Origin of the sequence: Microcoleus sp. F10-B2 (assembly GCF_036704965.1) — a bacterium.
Lineage (GTDB): Bacteria > Cyanobacteriota > Cyanobacteriia > Cyanobacteriales > Microcoleaceae > Microcoleus.
Window position 1 is genome coordinate 64,955 of record NZ_JAUBTB010000008.1, and the last position, 17,075, is coordinate 82,029.

Below are 17,075 nucleotides of genomic sequence, written 5' to 3' on the forward strand. Positions count from 1 at the left end.
ATCTAAAATCTAAACTTGTACCTCATCTTTCTGAGAAAGGCTATATATTTACCTTCCCATGCCGCGATTAGGAGGCTGCTCGTCCGGGACAGGCAAAGAATTTGGCCTTACCTGTCGCTCCAAATACTTGCTCAAAGCGTAAGCGATATCCCCGCGAGTCATCGGCTTCAAAGGATTAATCTTATTAGTTCCGAGTTCAACATTAACAAACCCTTCATAAAGTGCAGTAGCCATAGACTTTCTAGCCCAATTAGGGATTTCGCCTGCATCTGGATACTTAGCTAAAATTTCGGAAATGCTGGGTTCGGGAAACTGAAAAACCCCATAAGCTTGAGCAAAAATCGCCAAAGCTTCAGCGCGAGTCACCCTTTGATTTGGGAAAAACATTCCGTCGCGATATCCATTCATCGTTCCGGTTTTCAAAGCAGTTTGAATCGCACTGTAAGCCCAGTAACTCTTAGGTACGTCGGGCAATTCCATCTCCGGTTTCTGAGCTGTTTTCCGCCGTTCCAAACCAAAAGTTTTTACTAAAATCACCGCCAAATCGGCGCGGGTGACAATGCCCTCAGCATGAAAATTGCCGGTAGCATCTTTTTTCATCAATCCTGCACTCACAACCCGGTCGATCGGGTCAATTATTTGTTGAGCTTTAACCGCCATTGGCACTCCTTGCACTATCGCGATCGCAAAAAAAACACAGACTAACTTTTTCAAAATTTGATATTCCGGGATTTTATTTTAAAATAAAACATTGGCTTCCGGCAAAGCGCCTTGCATTTTCCCCAGCCAATCAATCAAATTATCCAATTGCTTTTGGGCAGTCAAAACCGCCATACCTCGAATAGTAACCTTCCCTTTGCTATAGACAAAACGAGAGCGCAAATGTTCGGGCAAATTAGCCTTGAGCAAATTCCAAGCAGGTTCCTCCATCGGGGTTTCCAAAACAATGTGCTGCTTGTTTTCCGGTTTAATGCGAGAAAAACCGATTTGCTTAGCGATTTGTTTGAGTTCGACAACCCGGATAAGTTGCTGGGCCGGAATAGGAATGGGGCCGTAGCGATCGCACCAATCGGCCCGAATCTGCTCCAACTCTTCTGCGGTATTAGCAGAAGCAACAGACCGATAAGCGCTCATCTTTTGATCCAAATCTGCGATGTAATCAGCAGGAATAAACGCTGTCAAAGTGAGGTCGATTTGCGTGTCCTCCACTTTCGGAATTTCCTGACCTTTAATTTCGCGAATAGCTTCCTCTAACATTTCAGCATACAAATCAAAACCGATCGCCTCCATTTGACCCGACTGTTCAGTACCCAAAACATCACCCGAACCGCGAATTTCCATATCTCGGACGGCCAACTGATAGCCCGATCCCAACTGCGCGAACTCTTGAATTGCCCGCAACCTCTGCCTTGCAGCATCCGACAGTTGGTTCTGCTTCGGATAAAACAGCCAAGCGTGAGCTTGAATCCCCGCGCGTCCCACCCGTCCCCGCAACTGGTAAAGTTGACCCAAACCGAACCGCTGCGCGTCTTCTATCAAAATTGTATTGACTCGCGGAATATCCAAACCCGACTCAATAATCGTCGTGCACACCAAAATATCGAACTCCGCCGCACTGAAAGTCAGCATGATCGATTCTAGTTCCGAAGCATCCATTTGACCGTGGGCGATCGCAATTCTGGCAGACGGTACCATCTCCTGCAACTGAGCGGCCAACTCATCAATCCCCTCAATCCGCGGCACCACATAAAACACCTGACCGCCCCTGTCCAATTCTTGACGAATTGCCGTCCGCACCGCTTCCAAATTGTAGGGGGATAAATGCGTCTGAATCGGGCGGCGGCTGGGTGGCGGAGTCGCAATCAAACTCATCTCCCGAATCCCCGACAGCGACATATACAAAGTCCGGGGAATCGGCGTTGCGGTGAGAGTGAGCACATCTACTTCAGTTTTCAGAGCTTTAATCGCTTCCTTTTGCTTGACCCCAAACCGCTGTTCTTCGTCCACCACCAGCAAGCCCAAATCCCGAAATTTAATCGCTTTGCTCAAAACAGATTGAGTACCCACAATCACGTCTAACTCTCCAGTCGCCAAACGCTTGTGAATCTCCCGGCGCTCGGTTTCAGTGCGAAAGCGATTGAGCAAGCCAACTTCGATCGGATAAGGGGAAAAACGCTCTTTCAGCGTGTGATAGTGCTGTTGGGTCAAAATCGTCGTCGGTGCGAGCAAAGCCACCTGCTTGCCCGCTGTAACCGCCTTAAAAATAGCTCTGAGAGCGACTTCTGTCTTGCCGAAACCGACATCGCCGCAGACCAGGCGATCCATCGGTCGATCGCCCTCCATGTCGCGTTTCACGTCCTGAGTTGCCTTCAACTGATCCGGCGTTGGCTGGTAGGGAAAAGAATCCTCCAACTCTTGCTGCCAAGGCATATCAGGAGGAAAAGCGTAACCTTGTTGCTTGGCTCTTTTAGCATAAAGATTCAGCAAATCCACTGCCAATTTTTTAACAGCTTTGCGAACTTTTGTTTTAGTTTTTTCCCAAGTTTGACCTGTCAGTTTGTTGAGATCCGGTACTTTATCGCCTACAGTCCGAAACCTCGACAAAGCCCCCAACTGGTCTGCCGCCACCCTCAGAGTACCGTCAGCGTATTGAAGCACCAAATATTCGCGAGTTTCGCGATCGATCGTCAAGCGTTCCAACTTCAGAAACTTTCCCACACCGTGCTGGCGGTGAACCACAAAATCCCCGGGACTCAGCTTGTTCGGGTCAACCTTTTTAGAAGCAGCGCGGCGGCGCTTGCGGACGTAGCTAAAAGTTGCCAGGGAATGCTGACCGTAGAATTCCCGATCGGTAATTAAAACTATCCGAAAAGTCGGCAGAATAAACCCTTCCAATTCTGCCAGCCCGCTGTACTTCAAAGCAACCGGAACGTGCTGCAACTGCAACTTGTCGATCGCCAAATAATCGCGCGGATTCACCACAAACTGAGCCGGACAGTCGTGTTCCGACAGCAGAGAAACCGATCTGCTGGGTTGAGCGGAAACTAGAAAAATCGCAAAACCCCGATCGCGCTCTTCCCTGAGCATTTGAGACAGCTTCGCAAATTGGTGAGGCATCACAGCCACAGGCCGAGAAGCCAAATTAATCGCAGCCGGTAGCTGGTCGCCCTCTGTAGAGCTTTGAGCTTTTTTAGTAGTAGAATCTTCTGCCAATTCTGAAAGTTCAAGTCTGTCGAAACCTGCGACATCTGCCATTGATTCAGCAAAAGTGCGGTGAATTTTCGGAACCTTAAAATTAGCAACCGGCAACTTTTCTGTTCCCGCATCCGCAACTTCCAATTCCCGATGGCAATTTTCCCACTGTTCCCGTGCATTCTCAAACCAGCGGTCGCTGTGAGCTTCGCACCCTTGCGGTTCGTCAATAACAACTAAAGTATTTTCTGGCAAATAATTCAACAAAGATGCTGGTTTTTCAAAAGCCAAACCCAACAGCCTGCGGACAAATTTTTCGGCTTCATTTTCTGTGTCAAGAGAGCCTAGGCGGTTGATTTCGTCAATATTTTTTTCAGCTAAAACTGCTTTAATAATTGCGTTAAAATTAGTAGGAGTTAAAACTAACCGATCGACCTTATCGAGCGATCGCTGGTTCGAGGGATCGAACTCCCGAATTTGCTCCAAATTATCCCCGAACCATTCCAGCCGCACCGGCAACTCCGCCGCTACCGGAAACACATCGACAATATCGCCCCGGCGGCTCCACTGGCCCTCCATTTCCACCAGAGTCACCCGATCGTACCCCATCGAAACCAGTTGGCGGTCGAGTATTTTTGAGTCTTGAACTGCCCCTCGGTTCAGCGTCAGACAGTAGGGTTCAAAAGCATCCGGCGGGGGCAAATGAGGCTGGAGAGCTCTTTCAGTAGCTACAATCGCGATCGGCTTAGACGAATTGGCACTTTTTTCCTCGTTGTCCACCAAATCCGCCAGCACCTGCATTTGTCCCCAAGTCATTTCGTTCTCGTCGGAGTAAGATAGCTCGTAGGGCGAAGCCTCTGAAGTCGGGTAAAAATGTACAGTTTGCCAGCCCATCGCTTCTAAAGAGGCCACCCAGCGGCCGGCTTCTTCCAAAGTTGCCGTTACCGCCAATAGGTTTCGCCCCTCTTGCTGTGCTAGGGCTGAAGCTACTAAACCTTTAGGCAAACGGGCGATGCCGGAGAGTTGCAGGCAATGATGCCGTTTGAGCTTGTTGAGAAGTTCTGTGGCTAGGGGCGATCGCCCCAGGGTACGAATTATCGAAGAGAAAGTCATGCGCTGTTAATTTTAATCCCTGATGGGCGAAGGCTCTTCCTCGCTACCTACTAAGGAAGATTGTACGACAAACATCTATCATTGTGGCGATCGGCTCTTGGTAATTCCACTGAACTGCAGGTAGATTTTTGCTACAGGTCTTCTCTAAATATCTCCAACTTGCGATCGAAATGAGCCAGTTCCGTTACTCTAGTGACAGGTTGAGAAACAATTTCGATTTTGCGATCGAGATAGACAGCTTCCCAACCTCTCCTGTGACTGCACCCAAAGACGGATACAAGCCCACGACTCAAGCTGTCAAGATCGAAAAATTTTAGACATCAGGGAGATCCCCAGATAGTGGCTGCGGAGTCAATCTAAAATCTAAAATTTAAAATCTAAAATCGACTAATCGGACAGTGCGCTTGCCGTTACCATCGATAATTTGAGAAATGTCCCCAAGTACCGACCTTCTGATTGTTCTCCTGCTAATTTTCCTCAATGGCTTGTTTGTGATGTCAGAGATGGCCATCATCTCTGTACGGAAGGTGAGACTGCAACAGATGGCCAACCAAGGTTCAGTCAATGCCCGCGTAGCTTTGGATCTGGCTAATGCCCCCAATCAGTTCTTGCCGACAGTTCAAATCGGGATTACGATGCTGGCCATTCTGTCGGGCGCTTTCGGAGAAACGACAATTGCTAAAAGGGTAGAGCCTTTGTTGCGGCTGATTCCTGCCCTCGCGCCCTATTCTCAGACGATCGCCTCAGTAGTAGCAGTTTTAACCATCACTTATCTGACCTTAATTATCGGCGAACTCGTGCCGAAGCGGCTAGCGCTCAACAACCCGGAGCCCATCGCTTCAAGCGTAGCAATTCCCATGCGAATGCTCTCAAAAATTGGTGCTCCTGCGGTTTATCTGTTAAGTTATTCCACTGACTTAGTAATGCGGATCATGGGAATTGTGCCTTCAACAGAACCCCAAGTTACAGAGGAAGAAATTAAAGTTTTAATAGAGCAAGGAACAGAAGCCGGAACCTTTGAAGAAGCCGAACAAGATATGGTGGAAAGAGTGTTTCGTTTGGGCGATCGGCGAGTCAGCGCCTTAATGACCCCACGGCCCGATCTTGTCTGGCTCGACCTCGACGACTCAGTAGAAGAAAACCGCCAAAAAATGCTCGGCAGCGGTCATTCTCGGTTTCCCGTCTGTCAGGGCGGACTCGACAACGTTCTCGGTTTAGTACACGTTACCGATATGCTGTCTCGCACTTTAATTGGTCAACCGCTCGATTTAAGTGCTTCTTTGCGCAGGCCTTTATTCGTGCCGGAAAGCACCAGGGGTTTAAAAGTATTAGAGCTTTTCAAGCAATCTAGCAATCAAATTGCCTTGGTAGTAGACGAATACGGCGTCATTCAAGGATTGGTAACAGTTAACGACATTTTAGTCGAACTGGTTGGCGACTTTCCCTCGATTGAAGATGCTGACGAACCTCAAACCGTGCAGCGCGAAGACGGTTCTTGGCTGTTAGACGGAATGCTAGCAGTCGAAGATTTTTTTGAGCTGTTTGGAATCGAAGAGTCAGCCGAACACAAAGGAAGTTACCACACAATGGGCGGTTTTGTGATTACAAATTTGGGCAAAATTCCCACAGCAGCCGAGCATTTTGAGTGGAACGGTTTGCGCGTGGAAGTAGTCGATATGGACGGGAACCGAGTTGATAAAATCTTGGTAATGCCGATCGACTCAGCGGGCGATCGACCTAGAACCCAACCAAAAACCTAAAACTAAAAACCATGTAATTTTAATCCATCGACATAATACCCGTAGGGGCGGGTTCACCAACCATCATCGCCGGAAACAAACAATCTCAAAAACCCGCCCCACCCAACGATAAATCATCACCTACATTTAGGAATTAAATATAAATATCAGGTTGATGTGAATTATTGGTGAGCGGGTTTTTATATATTGTTGGTTATCGTTATATATTGTTGGTGAACCCGCCCCTACGAGTTCGCAAATTGTACAATAACAAATCAACCAGACATAATATCACTTCTTCTTATTTCTTTCATCTTTCCGCAAAGATTCCAGAATAGAACGACCTACATAATTGCTAAAAACCACCTCTCCAGCTTGATTGTAATGGCAGCAGCTATCTACATAAACAGCCTCTTTAGTCTTGTCAAAAACATTGACAGCATTCACTATATTGATATTATTTTTTTCCAAATTAGGAAACTTTTTGAAAAGAGCCGGATATCCAATTTGCACAGCTTTAGCATAAGGAGTATCTTTGTTAAAAGCAATCTGCTTTTCAGCTTCCCCAAACACCCTTTTCGTCTGATAATATTGATTAGGCTGAAGAACGTGAAAATAAGGCACATTACTAGCAGACAGAACTTTGTGCATAAAAATTGAACTTTTCGCCCAATTCAACGCCATTTCTTGAAAAGCTACTGAATCCCGTAAAACTGACTTATTAGTATTGATATAAATAACGCTGCCACTGTCATCTTTTTTGGGTTTAGTCCGTTCTTTTTCAAACTTAATGACATCGGTTTTATAGTTATTAACTAGATTTTGAACGTAAACAGAAGTCAAAGCATCGCACGCAGCTAAAGAGCAGTTTTGCAAACGTTCCAAACCCTGATTAATCCTAGCTTTATTTTCTTGGATTCTGATAGTTGCTTTCATCGCTTTTGTAGAAAGGCTATTATTCGCCAAGCTAGTCAGCGGCAAAATATGCTGAATGCTTGGCATCGCCAAATCGACTTGATTTTTATTGTTTAAGTTAGAAAGTGCTACTTCATTAAAACCATCTATATTGACGACCAGATCCAGTTCTTGCCCTAAAGCCAAAAAATAGTTTAAAATTAATAACTGCTGCGGCTGTTTGTAGCCTCCGGTAGCAAAAGACAAAATTACAAATTCTTTATCTTTCAAACCCGGAAGCTGCTTGAGGTATTGAGGTAAAATTTTGTTTTGAACTTCAAATACTCCATAATTAGAAGCCACAGAACCGCCAAAAACTCCGATAATAAATTGATTTTTCTTGGTTTTTTTCAAAGGGTAATCGTAAGGAGAGATAAATCCGTAGTTGTTAACCTTAAAACCAGGGCGAAAATCGGGGCCAGGTTGTTGGATAAATCCCAAAAAAGGGTGAAACCTTTCAACAATAGACTGATTCAGCCGCACTCCTTCTAAATTAATTCCTAAATCCGACTTATTTTGCGTCTTTTCTCTAGTATAGAAAAATTGCTTGTGCTTGACAAAATACCATACCAGGGAACCGAGTTCCAGGAAAACCAGTAAAAGCACTAAATTAATCAAACCAATCTTGAGAAATTCTTGTCCTTTTTTAAAAAAATTTAAATCTTTCATAAACCTCTATTTCGACTCTCTTACTACTTTAATAATGGAACTAGAAACATAGTTTGCCAATACTTCGTCTCCGACTGAATTATAGTGGCAGCAGGCATCTTTGTAAACCGTCTCTTTTGTATTGTCCAAAATATTCACTGCACTAAAAATATTAACCCCGGTTTTTTGCAAATCATCAACTTTGGACAACAATACTGGATAACCTTTTTTCACACCTTCAATATAAGGACTCTTCTGGTCGATCGCAATTTCGTTTTCCTTGGCGGTAAACGCTCGCTTAGTGGGATAATACTGGTTGGGCTGGATAAAGTGAAAATACTTAATTTTTCTACTAGATAAAATTTGATTCATCCCGATCGACGATTCGTACCACACCGATGCCATTTTGTCAAAAGCAGCGGCATCCTGCAAAACAGAGTCAGCTTTGGGAATGTATACTATACCGCTATTTGCCGTGTCTGGGTTGGATTGTTTTACTTGTCGGTCGTACTTGACAACTGCTTGCTGGTAATTGTTGACTAATTGTTTCACCTGCAGCGAGGTAACAGCGTGACACAAAGCAAGTTGACAAGTTTGCAATTTGTCAATACCTGCTTTCAACTGTTTTTTGGTTTCGTTAATTTGCACGATCGAACTCATGGCTTCCGGCGACAAGTTGTTGTTGGCTAAGCCCGTCAGAGGCTGTATGTGTTGAACGCTGGGCATTCCTATTTCTACTTGGCCTTTGTTGTTTAGATTTGACAGTGCTACTTCGTTAAAACCGTCAATATTGATGACTAAATCTAACTCTTGGCCCAAAGCCAGAAAGTAATTTACAATTAATAATTGTTGAGGCTGTTTGTAGCCGCCGTTGCCAAAATTTAAAACAATGATTTCCTTGTTGGCAAATTCTGGATAAGTCTTCAATTTGTTAGACAATCTGCGAGTTACGTATTCATCTACTGCAAAGTTATTCGCAACTGAACCGCCAAAAACTCCGATAATAAATTGATTTTTATTGGTTTTAATAAAGGGATATTCGTATAGGGAAAAAAAGCCGTGTTTGTTGACTTTTAACTTTAATTTTTCATTGGTAAAAGCACCTTGTTTGAGTACGTAGCCAAAAAATGGGTGCAGTCTTTCTACGATAGATTCATCTAGCCTAATTCCGACCCTTTCAATATCTTCTACTACTTTTTCTGTGGTTTTAGTTCTGGTATAAAAAAACTGCTTTTGGTTGATAAAATAAAAAGCTAGCGACAAAGCTTCCAGACCAATAAAGGCGATCGCCAAATTAACCGCGATTATACTTAATATATTTTTGCCTTTTTGTAGCGCAGTTGAATCTTTCATGAAATTTGACTGATTACGGTTGTTTTTTGGGTACTTGAGACTGCTTCAAATTTTCGCATAAATTTCTGTTGATCAGAATACTGCCAAGCCTGTGTCCGAGTTCATTCCAGTGACCCCGACAGGGTACAGAATTCTCAAAACCGTGGGCGCAGACTTGATATTTTTCAGTATAACCTTGAAACTGTTCGGCTAAATTCAGTACCCGAAAACCCTCGCGCGCGCCCAATTTTTCCAGCCGTTTATCGGGATAAAACAAATCTTGAATCTTGTTATTTTTCGTAAAATCTTCTCGCATCTTGGCATCGCGTTCGACTTGCATCGGATCGCCGATCGTCACAACCAAGAAATCAGCATTTTTCTGCACAACTTCATTCCGCACAGTCACAATCAAATCCTCTGTCACCCTCCAAGCCTCTTGCCAATCTGCATTCTGAGGTTCCTTGAGGTTTAGGGTACTTAAAGCGGTAAAATCCTCAGATAACTGCCGCTTTTTTTTATCTAGGTCTACCTTTTTAATCACCTGCAAAATGCGCGAATTATTGACGATAAAAGTTGGCAGCCTGTCTACAAATGAAACTGCTTTTTCGTTGCGGTCGATCGGCGCTAGATTGCGAAAAGACATATCTGGTACTAACTTCCCGCTAGCATCATACACAAAAAATGGTCGGTAGCGATCGTATTCTAGTTTTGGGGAATTGTTAATTATATCATTGCCAATAAAAAATGCAAGAACTACAATATCAGGATTGTAGTCCCACACTTTTTTTCGCAGCATTATCAATTCTTGAGCAGTACCGTAACCCTGCACGCCAAAATTAATTACTTCAACATTTTTGCGTCCCTTAACGGCTTCGCAATTTCCTAATTTTCGTTCTAATTTCGACCAGAAAGTTTGTTCGACAGGTACATGAATTGCTTCGGTGAAAGAATCTCCCAAAACTGCCACCCGCAAAGTATTGGGAGGTTTGGCTTTTGTGTGTTCGCGATCGCGCAAACCCTCGCTATTCACCTGCACAAAACTCTCACCTTCCCCCTTCCACTCCCCCGACGCACCAGGTTTCAGCTTCCAACCCAAATTCGGATCGGAAGTGTGGAAACGAGTTGGTGCCGAGTCTACGAAATCTCCTATTTTTGGATAGCCTTCAGTCTTGGCCGCCCGCAATCCAACTTCACCAATTATCACCCCCATAAATAAACCGCCGAGTGTCAAACCTAAATTGACACCCAAATTTTTCAACTTGCTCATTATTTCAAAACAGGGTGTAAATAAACGGAGCAATCACAGAACCCTGACTCAATACAATCAAAGCTCCCAAAAAAACTAAAGTCACAATTAACGGCAACAGCCAATACTTTTGGCGTTCTCTCATAAACGCCCACAAATCTTTGAGAAAGTCTAATGTTGATTCAAACACTTAAAAAGGACGCTCCATACTAACTTTTGTTCTTGCTTTGCTCGGGACGCGGTAAGTATCCATTTTTGGATTGAGTTTGCGCCGCATTGCATCTTCGCCCAACACGCCTTTGATAACTCCCATCGGCCAAATTATGAGGTAAAAAACTATCCCTAGGACGATCGGCGTTTCGATTTTGTTAAGAATAAGTCCAAAGCGCATCCACGCGCGATAAACCGGATTCAGCGATTTCGGCGCCGCTAACGCTAACACAATTAACACTGCGCCGACAATCCAGGGCCACCAAGGTAGAGAATGCCGCCGCAGTAAAGGTACTGCTAAACCGAACAGCACTGCAATCAAGCCGCCAATGAGCAGCCCAAAATCGCGCAGGCCTTTTTTGTCTAGTTTTTTAATTTCGTCGCTCATGGGGAAGAAGGAAGAAGGAAGAGGGAAGAAGGAAGAAGGAAGAGGGAAGAAGGAAGAAGGAAGAAGGAAGAGGGAAGAAGGAAGAAGGAAGAGGGAAGAAGGAAGAAGGAAGAGGGAAGAATGACAATTGCCAACTAACAACTCACAACTGCCAACTGCCAACTGACTAATAATTAATCCAATTCAAATTCATTTTTCCAAGCATCATCTTGTTTCCAAGGAATTTGTTCGGACTTGGGAAGCAAGTAATTTTCCAAAACCAGATAGTCCATTTCGGTTCGCATGAAACAGCGGTAAGCATCCTCTGGAGTGCAAACAATGGGTTCGCCTCGGACGTTGAAAGAAGTATTTACCAGAACCGAACAGCCCGATCGCTTTTCAAAATGGCTGATTAAGTCATAGTAGCGAGGATTGGTTTCTTTGTGAACAGTTTGAATGCGAGCCGAGTAATCGACGTGGGTGACAGCCGGAATTTCCGATCGCGGAATGTTGAGCTTTTCAATGCCAAACAACTGCTCTTGTTCGGGAGTCATGGGAATGCGGAGACTGGCTTTGACAGGTGCTACCAATAGCATATAAGGGCTAGAATGGTCAATCTCGAAATAATCGGCAACTCGTTCGGCTAAGATTGACGGCGCAAAAGGTCGAAATGATTCCCGATATTTAATTTTCAGGTTCATCACGGACTGCATTTTAGCATTGCGGGGATCGCCCACGATCGATCGACCGCCCAGAGCCCGCGGCCCAAATTCCATCCGCCCTTGAAACCATCCCACCACATTTCCCTGTTCCAAAATCTCAGCCAACTGCGGCATTAATTCGGCATCGTCCAATCGGTGATAGCTAGCTTTGATTGAATCCAAATATTCGAGAATTTCTGCGTCAGTAAACCTCGGCCCCAAATATGAGCCGCGCATTTGGTCGTGACAAGTTAAATGAGCAACAGACTTCGCCACAGTTGCCACCGCTTGGTTTGCAGCGAGAACTTCAGTCCTCTCCTCAACCGCTGCGTTGGTAGTGACAAGTTCAGTCTTGAGGGATTCTCTACTATTTGCTGTCGAGTTCGCGCTCACAGTGCGAGTTTGTTCGCCATACTGGTACCAAATCGCCAAAGCCGCGCCCAAAGCACCGCCAGCATCTCCTGCCGCCGGCTGAATCCAAATATCTTTGAAAATACCTTCCCGCAAGAGTCTGCCGTTAGCAACGCAGTTGAGAGCAACGCCGCCGGCAAGACAAAGATAATCGACATCCAATTCTTTTTTTACTGTTCTGCAAAGTCGCAAAACAACTTCTTCGGTAACAACTTGAATGGAAGCGGCAATGTCCATTTCTCGCTGAGTCAATTTTCCTTCAGCTTGACGCGGCGGCCCTTCAAACAGTTCGTCAAACTTCTTGTTTGTCATGGTTAAGCCAACAGTATAGTTGAAATAATCCATGTTCAAACGGAAAGTTCCGTCATCTTTGAGGTCGATTAAATAGTTGAGAATCTTGTCTACATACTTGGGTTCGCCGTAAGGTGCTAAACCCATGAGTTTGTATTCGCCAGAGTTGACTTTGAAGCCGGTGTAATAGGTGAAAGCTGAATAAAGCAAACCCAAGGAGTGGGGAAAATCGATTTCCCACTGAGGTGTAAGTTCGTTGCCGTCTCCCAACCAAACCGAGGTTGTTGCCCACTCGCCCACGCCGTCTAGGCACAAAACGGCTGCTTTTTGAAACGGGCTGGGGAAAAATGCCGATGCTGCGTGGGATTGGTGGTGTTCGGTAAATAGCAGAGGTGGCAGTTTATTGGTTTTGCAGTTTGCCATTTCTGCGAGCTCTCTTTTGAGCATGGTTTTGAGGTAAAGCTTTTCTTTGAGCCATATCGGCATGGCGGTTAAGAAAGAGCGAAAACCTTGGGGTGCGTAGGCTAAATAAGTTTCGAGAAGGCGCTCGAATTTGACTAAAGGTTTGTCGTAAAAGACTATTCGATCGAGTTCCCGCAAATCAATTTTCGCTTCTTTCAAGCAATAAGCGATCGCATTCTTGGGAAATCTGGCGTCGTGCTTTTTGCGGGAAAATCTTTCTTCCTGCGCTGCGGCTATAATTTCTCCGTCGCGAATTAAGGCTGCGGCGCTGTCGTGATAGTACGCCGAGATTCCAAGTATATTCATCGCTCTCCTCACAAATCGCAATGCGTTTGCTTTTGACTATTTAGAATAGCTAACGATTATAGCTGCATAAGTGCTGATTGGGAATTGAATTTTGCGATCGCCTCTAATTTTACCTGAATCGGTGTCGGTGCGCCGTCTTGGGGCGATCGGCTTTTTTGAGAGCATTTAAGCTAGCGCCGGCTAATCCTGCGCCCCCAAGCTCTGAAGTAAGTTAGCAGCGGGAATTGATAAAATTCACCCATCAACCACAGCACAATGCCTAAATGGGACAAAAAAGCTAAGCCTGTCCAAGCTGCGGGCAGCCACGACAATCTGCTGCCGGGAACCGGGGGAAAATAGTAAGCTGAAAGTCCCAGCAAGGTAGTGGGAAGGAAAATTAGACCTATCGCTGCTGCAAAATAGGGCCATCCGAATTCTACGCCTTCGAGGTGGGCTCCTATCCACTGTTTGCCGTTCCAGTGCCAAGTTACGGGCGGTTGGCGATCGGCCATTTGGAGCGATTGTCTTTCAACGCTTGCGGTATAAATGTGCTGGCAGAAGTTGCAAGCTAGGGCGTCCATCATCGGCATGGTAGAAATTTGACCGGTGCGGCACACGGGACAGGGATATGTATCTTGAGGGTTGAAAGGTCGGGTTGATTGTTTGAAAATCTGCATGGATCGAGCTGTTTGTCAAGATATTGAGCGATCTTAACAAAGTACGGAGATTTTATGTTGGGCCTGGCAGGTTTTGCCTGTAAAATAGCATCCTGTAGGGGCGGGTTTTACGAATAATATTTAATGACCGCAAACCATCTATATAAACCCGCTCCCAGACAACTAATAACCCATATCAACCTTTCTTTCGCTTGCAGCATAAAAATGTAAATTGCGATTTATCGCCTTGTGGGGGCGGGTTTATGAGATTATTGATTTTAGGCAAATATTGTTGGTAAAACCCGCCCCTACAGATTAATGATTAATGGTGGAGGATTCGGATTAATTGCGGTGATTGTTGCTGTAGCGAATTCTGGCTCCTGCCCAGTGAAGTTTTTCCCTCAAAGTGCCGTAATAAGAATAGTTTTCCCGCAAAATGATAAATTTGGCTTCGCAGTCGGCCCTCCGCACGTCTACGCGCTGTCCCGGCCACATGGCAGTACCCAAAATGCCGTCTGTCCAGAGTTTTGTACTGAGTTCGTAATCTGCTAAAGGCCAAATGCTGACGACTGAACCGGGCGGCAGGACGATCGCCCGACTGGATAAACTCAAAGGGCAAATCGGAGTAACGGCGATCGCCTCCATTCCCGAGTGCATAATCGGCCCGTTGGCAGATGCGGTGTAGCAAGTCGAACCGGTGGGAGTTGCCACAATTAAACCGTCGCCTTGGTATTGATCGACTACTTCGCCGTCAACTTCCATTTCTAGAATACAGCTCGGCATTCGATCGGCTGAAGCAGGTTTGACACACATTTCATTTAGTGCCAAAAACCGATCGCTTTGGGGTTCGAGATTGCTTCTGTTTCCCTCAAAAACTGTTGCCTGCAACATCATCCGCGTCTGCACCGCATACCTATCTTCCGAAAGTCTGTCCCAAATCTCCTCAGTCTTTTGGAAATCCTCAAAAGACTCGGTTAAAAACCCCAGATGTCCCCCCACATTCGCTGCCAAAATCGGAATGCCGTCAGCAGCCAAATTCCGCGCGGCAGCTAGGGCAGTACCGTCGCCGCCGAGCACCACAGCTAAATCAATTGAACTGTTACTAGAAGCTAAAAATACCGGATACGGGTTATCTTTCGGGCCGCTGGGCCCCATTAAAACGTCACACCCGCGACTTTCTAATTGGCGGGCACACTGTTCTGCCCACCGCTGGCTGAGGGTATCTCTGGCTTTGTGGGCGATAATTACTTGTTTTAGTTGCACAACCTATCGATTTTAGATTTCAGATTTGGGATTTTCGATTGTTAGATGATTAAATTTTAGACTGAATTGCCACCAGCGGGACGAGCGCAGTGCACATCGATTTTTGATTTTTGATTTTTGATTTTTGATTTGGGATTGTTAGATTATTAGATTTTAGACTGAATCGCCACGAGCGGGACGAGCGCAGTGCACATCGATTTTTGATTTTTGATTTGGGATTTTTGATTTGGGATTGTTAGATTATTAGATTTTAGACTGAATCGCCACGAGCGGGACGATCGCACTGTACTCGGAAATATATTATTCCGATGACAGGGTATCTCCCCTCCATCGATTTTAGATTTTAGATTTGGGATTTTTGATTGTTAGATGATTAGATTTTAGACTGAATCGCCGACTCTCCCTCTGGTTTATAGCAGTTGCAAAAAGTAATCCAATTTTTAGAAAGCTCGCCTCCATTATCTCATCTTTAATTCCCAATTCTTGAATCTAAAATCTAAAATCTAAAATCTAAAATGGTATTATCCCTCGGTGCGGCTGGATTTGGGCCGCGGCCAGATGATGCTGGAATCTGCCGCGAGTAAGCGAGAAACTGCGATCGCCCCAAAGCGGTTGAGGTGGCTGGGGTCAAAAAAATAGTCGTTGCGGCCGGGCCACCGCTGCGACAAGTCGCGGAAAGCGAAGCCTTTTTGCCGCGACAGTTGATCCATTCGCTGCCGGAACTGCTGTTCTGCCCGCAGGCGAGTTCCGTCTAAGTAGTCGTCGGTGAGGGGTAAATTGACGAAAATTAGGGGAATTTTGCGAGCTTTGGTAAATGCTACAACTGAATTAAAGGCTGTTGCTTGTTTGCCTCCGAGGTTGAAGTTTTCGTAGTCGCGATCGTACTGGCCTGAAACGTAAGCGCGTTCTCGATAATAAGTGTTGGGATTGTAACGGCCAGATATAGGCATGAATCCGTTGGAGTCGATCGAATCTGCCAATTCGCGGACTTGCCTCATTGCTACAGTTGTCGGCTGCGAGACTGGAATCAATTCTGCTTTTTGAGTTGCTGGAACGGCTGCGATCGGTTTTAACTCATATCTTGCAGCATTTGAGGCAACGGGCAAGATGCCCGTTCCACCAGACAGGAATTTGATTGTGGGGTGGGTGTCAGCAACGGGCAAGATGCCCGTTCCACCAGACAGGAATTTGATTGTGGGGCGGGCATCTTGCCCGCCGCTGAAAGGTCGATCGACAGATGCCCGTGCTTTGCGGAAAGTGTTGTTAGGGCAGGGCTGCGGGAATTTGTAACACTGGGGAATCACGTTGGGTTCATCGGACGGCAGTTCGGGGCGAACGCCTGCTGCTAAAAGTTGGCTGCCTTCAGAATCGACGATCGAATTAAAAGTGCGATCGTCCCGGCCGCTGTTAAATCCCCGCACACCGTCTGCCCAGATAATCATTTGAGGCAAATGACCGGGCTTCAAAAGCCGCCGCAGTTGAAAGTCAACTACTTGTGCAGTTGCGCCGTTGACTGAAAAGTTAAATACTTTTAAGCCCGGACGGCCATTTTGGGCCAAAGATTGCTTTAGCTGTTTGGGATCGACGCCCTGCAATGCCCGGGAACTACCGACAATCAAAATATCTGGCGGGCCGACGGCAGCAACGTAGGATAGGTAAAGTTCGAGTTGTTCGTTTAGCAAATCGCTGCTGAAGCTGACTGTACTGGCTTGCGATCGGGTTGCGCCCGCTTGCTGCTGCGAATAAACCAGGTTTCTCATGTACTCGATTACTTTTTTCTCCGCAAACGCCCGTCTGGGACTGCCTGGGGGAACTGCTTGCATCCAGGCGACGGCCTGCACCCACAGGGCGGCTACTTCGTCCCAGTCTTGTTTTGAATTGGCTGATTGAGCCAAATTAGAAGCTTGGGTGGCAAAGTTAACTGACTCCGTGAAGGCATCGCTTTGAGGGCATGAAGCAGCGCTGAGAGATTTTTTGGATTTGTTGGGGTTTTTAGCTAACAGAGACGTTGGGGACTGGGCCAGGACTGCGGATTCGATCGAACCCGATGGCGCTGCGGTGTTGGGCGGCTTCGTTGACGAACATCCCAAAGTTACGGCTAATACAGCGGCTGCGGCGCAGGTACGTTTGAGGATGCTGGTGCTGATGCTAGCAATGTAGCGGCGAATCATAAAGCTTTCAGCGTGGGCAAAATATTACTAGATA

General features: G+C 45.9%; 15 protein-coding genes. 2 read left to right on the forward strand and 13 right to left on the reverse strand.

The window, feature by feature from the left end:
- Nucleotides 1-48: 48 nt before the first annotated feature.
- The 3 genes from QUA99_RS05010 to QUA99_RS05020 form a co-directional block, all read right to left on the reverse strand.
- Nucleotides 49-714 (reverse strand): S-layer homology domain-containing protein, encoded by a 666-nt coding sequence (locus QUA99_RS05010; RefSeq protein ID WP_333234945.1) that lies wholly within the window; start codon nucleotides 712-714, stop codon nucleotides 49-51.
- A gap of 24 nt (nucleotides 715-738) precedes the next feature.
- Nucleotides 739-4,305 carry a transcription-repair coupling factor gene (gene mfd, locus QUA99_RS05015; protein ID WP_333234944.1) on the reverse strand — a complete coding sequence of 1,189 codons (3,567 nt, stop codon included), beginning with the start codon at nucleotides 4,303-4,305 and terminating at the stop codon, nucleotides 739-741.
- Between the two features lie 131 nt (nucleotides 4,306-4,436).
- Complete coding sequence (locus QUA99_RS05020) at nucleotides 4,437-4,598, reverse strand: hypothetical protein (RefSeq protein WP_333234943.1); 162 nt, start codon at nucleotides 4,596-4,598, stop codon at nucleotides 4,437-4,439.
- Between the two features lie 138 nt (nucleotides 4,599-4,736).
- Here QUA99_RS05020 and QUA99_RS05025 point away from each other — a divergent pair, with 138 nt between their 5' ends.
- Nucleotides 4,737-6,065 carry a hemolysin family protein gene (locus QUA99_RS05025; RefSeq protein WP_333234942.1) on the forward strand — a complete coding sequence of 443 codons (1,329 nt, stop codon included), beginning with the start codon at nucleotides 4,737-4,739 and terminating at the stop codon, nucleotides 6,063-6,065.
- 270 nt (nucleotides 6,066-6,335) lie between these two features.
- Here QUA99_RS05025 and QUA99_RS05030 read toward each other — a convergent pair whose 3' ends face one another.
- Genes QUA99_RS05030 through QUA99_RS05050 form a run of 5 tightly spaced genes read right to left on the reverse strand, consistent with a single transcriptional unit; the run spans nucleotide 6,336 to nucleotide 10,822 of the window.
- Entirely contained in the window at nucleotides 6,336-7,667 is a 1,332-nt protein-coding gene (locus QUA99_RS05030; RefSeq protein WP_333234941.1) for a hypothetical protein, read from the reverse strand.
- A 6-nt stretch (nucleotides 7,668-7,673) separates the two neighbouring features.
- Nucleotides 7,674-8,999 (reverse strand): hypothetical protein, encoded by a 1,326-nt coding sequence (locus QUA99_RS05035; RefSeq protein WP_333234940.1) that lies wholly within the window; start codon nucleotides 8,997-8,999, stop codon nucleotides 7,674-7,676.
- A 13-nt stretch (nucleotides 9,000-9,012) separates the two neighbouring features.
- On the reverse strand, nucleotides 9,013-10,245 hold the full coding sequence (locus QUA99_RS05040; RefSeq protein ID WP_333234939.1) for an SGNH/GDSL hydrolase family protein: 1,233 nt from the start codon (nucleotides 10,243-10,245) through the stop codon (nucleotides 9,013-9,015).
- A gap of 4 nt (nucleotides 10,246-10,249) precedes the next feature.
- Nucleotides 10,250-10,414, reverse strand: coding sequence for a DUF5989 family protein (locus QUA99_RS05045; RefSeq protein WP_333234938.1), 165 nt, complete (start codon nucleotides 10,412-10,414; stop codon nucleotides 10,250-10,252).
- Nucleotides 10,415-10,822, reverse strand: a complete 408-nt coding sequence (locus tag QUA99_RS05050) for an SxtJ family membrane protein (RefSeq protein WP_333234937.1) — start codon at nucleotides 10,820-10,822, stop codon at nucleotides 10,415-10,417.
- On the opposite strand from QUA99_RS05050, the gene QUA99_RS05055 reads away from it, so the two are divergent.
- Nucleotides 10,821-10,946 (forward strand): hypothetical protein, encoded by a 126-nt coding sequence (locus tag QUA99_RS05055; RefSeq protein WP_333234936.1) that lies wholly within the window; start codon nucleotides 10,821-10,823, stop codon nucleotides 10,944-10,946. The genes QUA99_RS05050 and QUA99_RS05055 overlap by 2 nt on opposite strands.
- A gap of 49 nt (nucleotides 10,947-10,995) precedes the next feature.
- On the opposite strand, the gene QUA99_RS05060 is transcribed toward QUA99_RS05055, so the two are convergent.
- The 5 genes from QUA99_RS05060 to QUA99_RS05080 form a co-directional block, all read right to left on the reverse strand.
- Complete coding sequence (locus QUA99_RS05060) at nucleotides 10,996-12,972, reverse strand: carbamoyltransferase (RefSeq protein WP_333234935.1); 1,977 nt, start codon at nucleotides 12,970-12,972, stop codon at nucleotides 10,996-10,998.
- 36 nt (nucleotides 12,973-13,008) lie between these two features.
- Nucleotides 13,009-13,137: a hypothetical protein gene (locus tag QUA99_RS05065; RefSeq protein ID WP_333234934.1), complete on the reverse strand. Its 129-nt coding sequence runs from the start codon at nucleotides 13,135-13,137 to the stop codon at nucleotides 13,009-13,011.
- Between the two features lie 5 nt (nucleotides 13,138-13,142).
- A complete protein-coding gene (locus QUA99_RS05070) occupies nucleotides 13,143-13,628 on the reverse strand; it encodes a hypothetical protein (RefSeq protein ID WP_333234933.1) in 486 nt (161 codons plus the stop codon).
- Between the two features lie 321 nt (nucleotides 13,629-13,949).
- The gene (locus QUA99_RS05075; protein ID WP_333234932.1) at nucleotides 13,950-14,870 is read right to left on the reverse strand and encodes an NAD(+) kinase; all 921 of its coding nucleotides are present in this window, start codon (nucleotides 14,868-14,870) and stop codon (nucleotides 13,950-13,952) included.
- A 521-nt stretch (nucleotides 14,871-15,391) separates the two neighbouring features.
- A complete protein-coding gene (locus QUA99_RS05080; protein WP_333234931.1) occupies nucleotides 15,392-17,041 on the reverse strand; it encodes a hypothetical protein in 1,650 nt (549 codons plus the stop codon).
- Nucleotides 17,042-17,075: the final 34 nt, after the last annotated feature.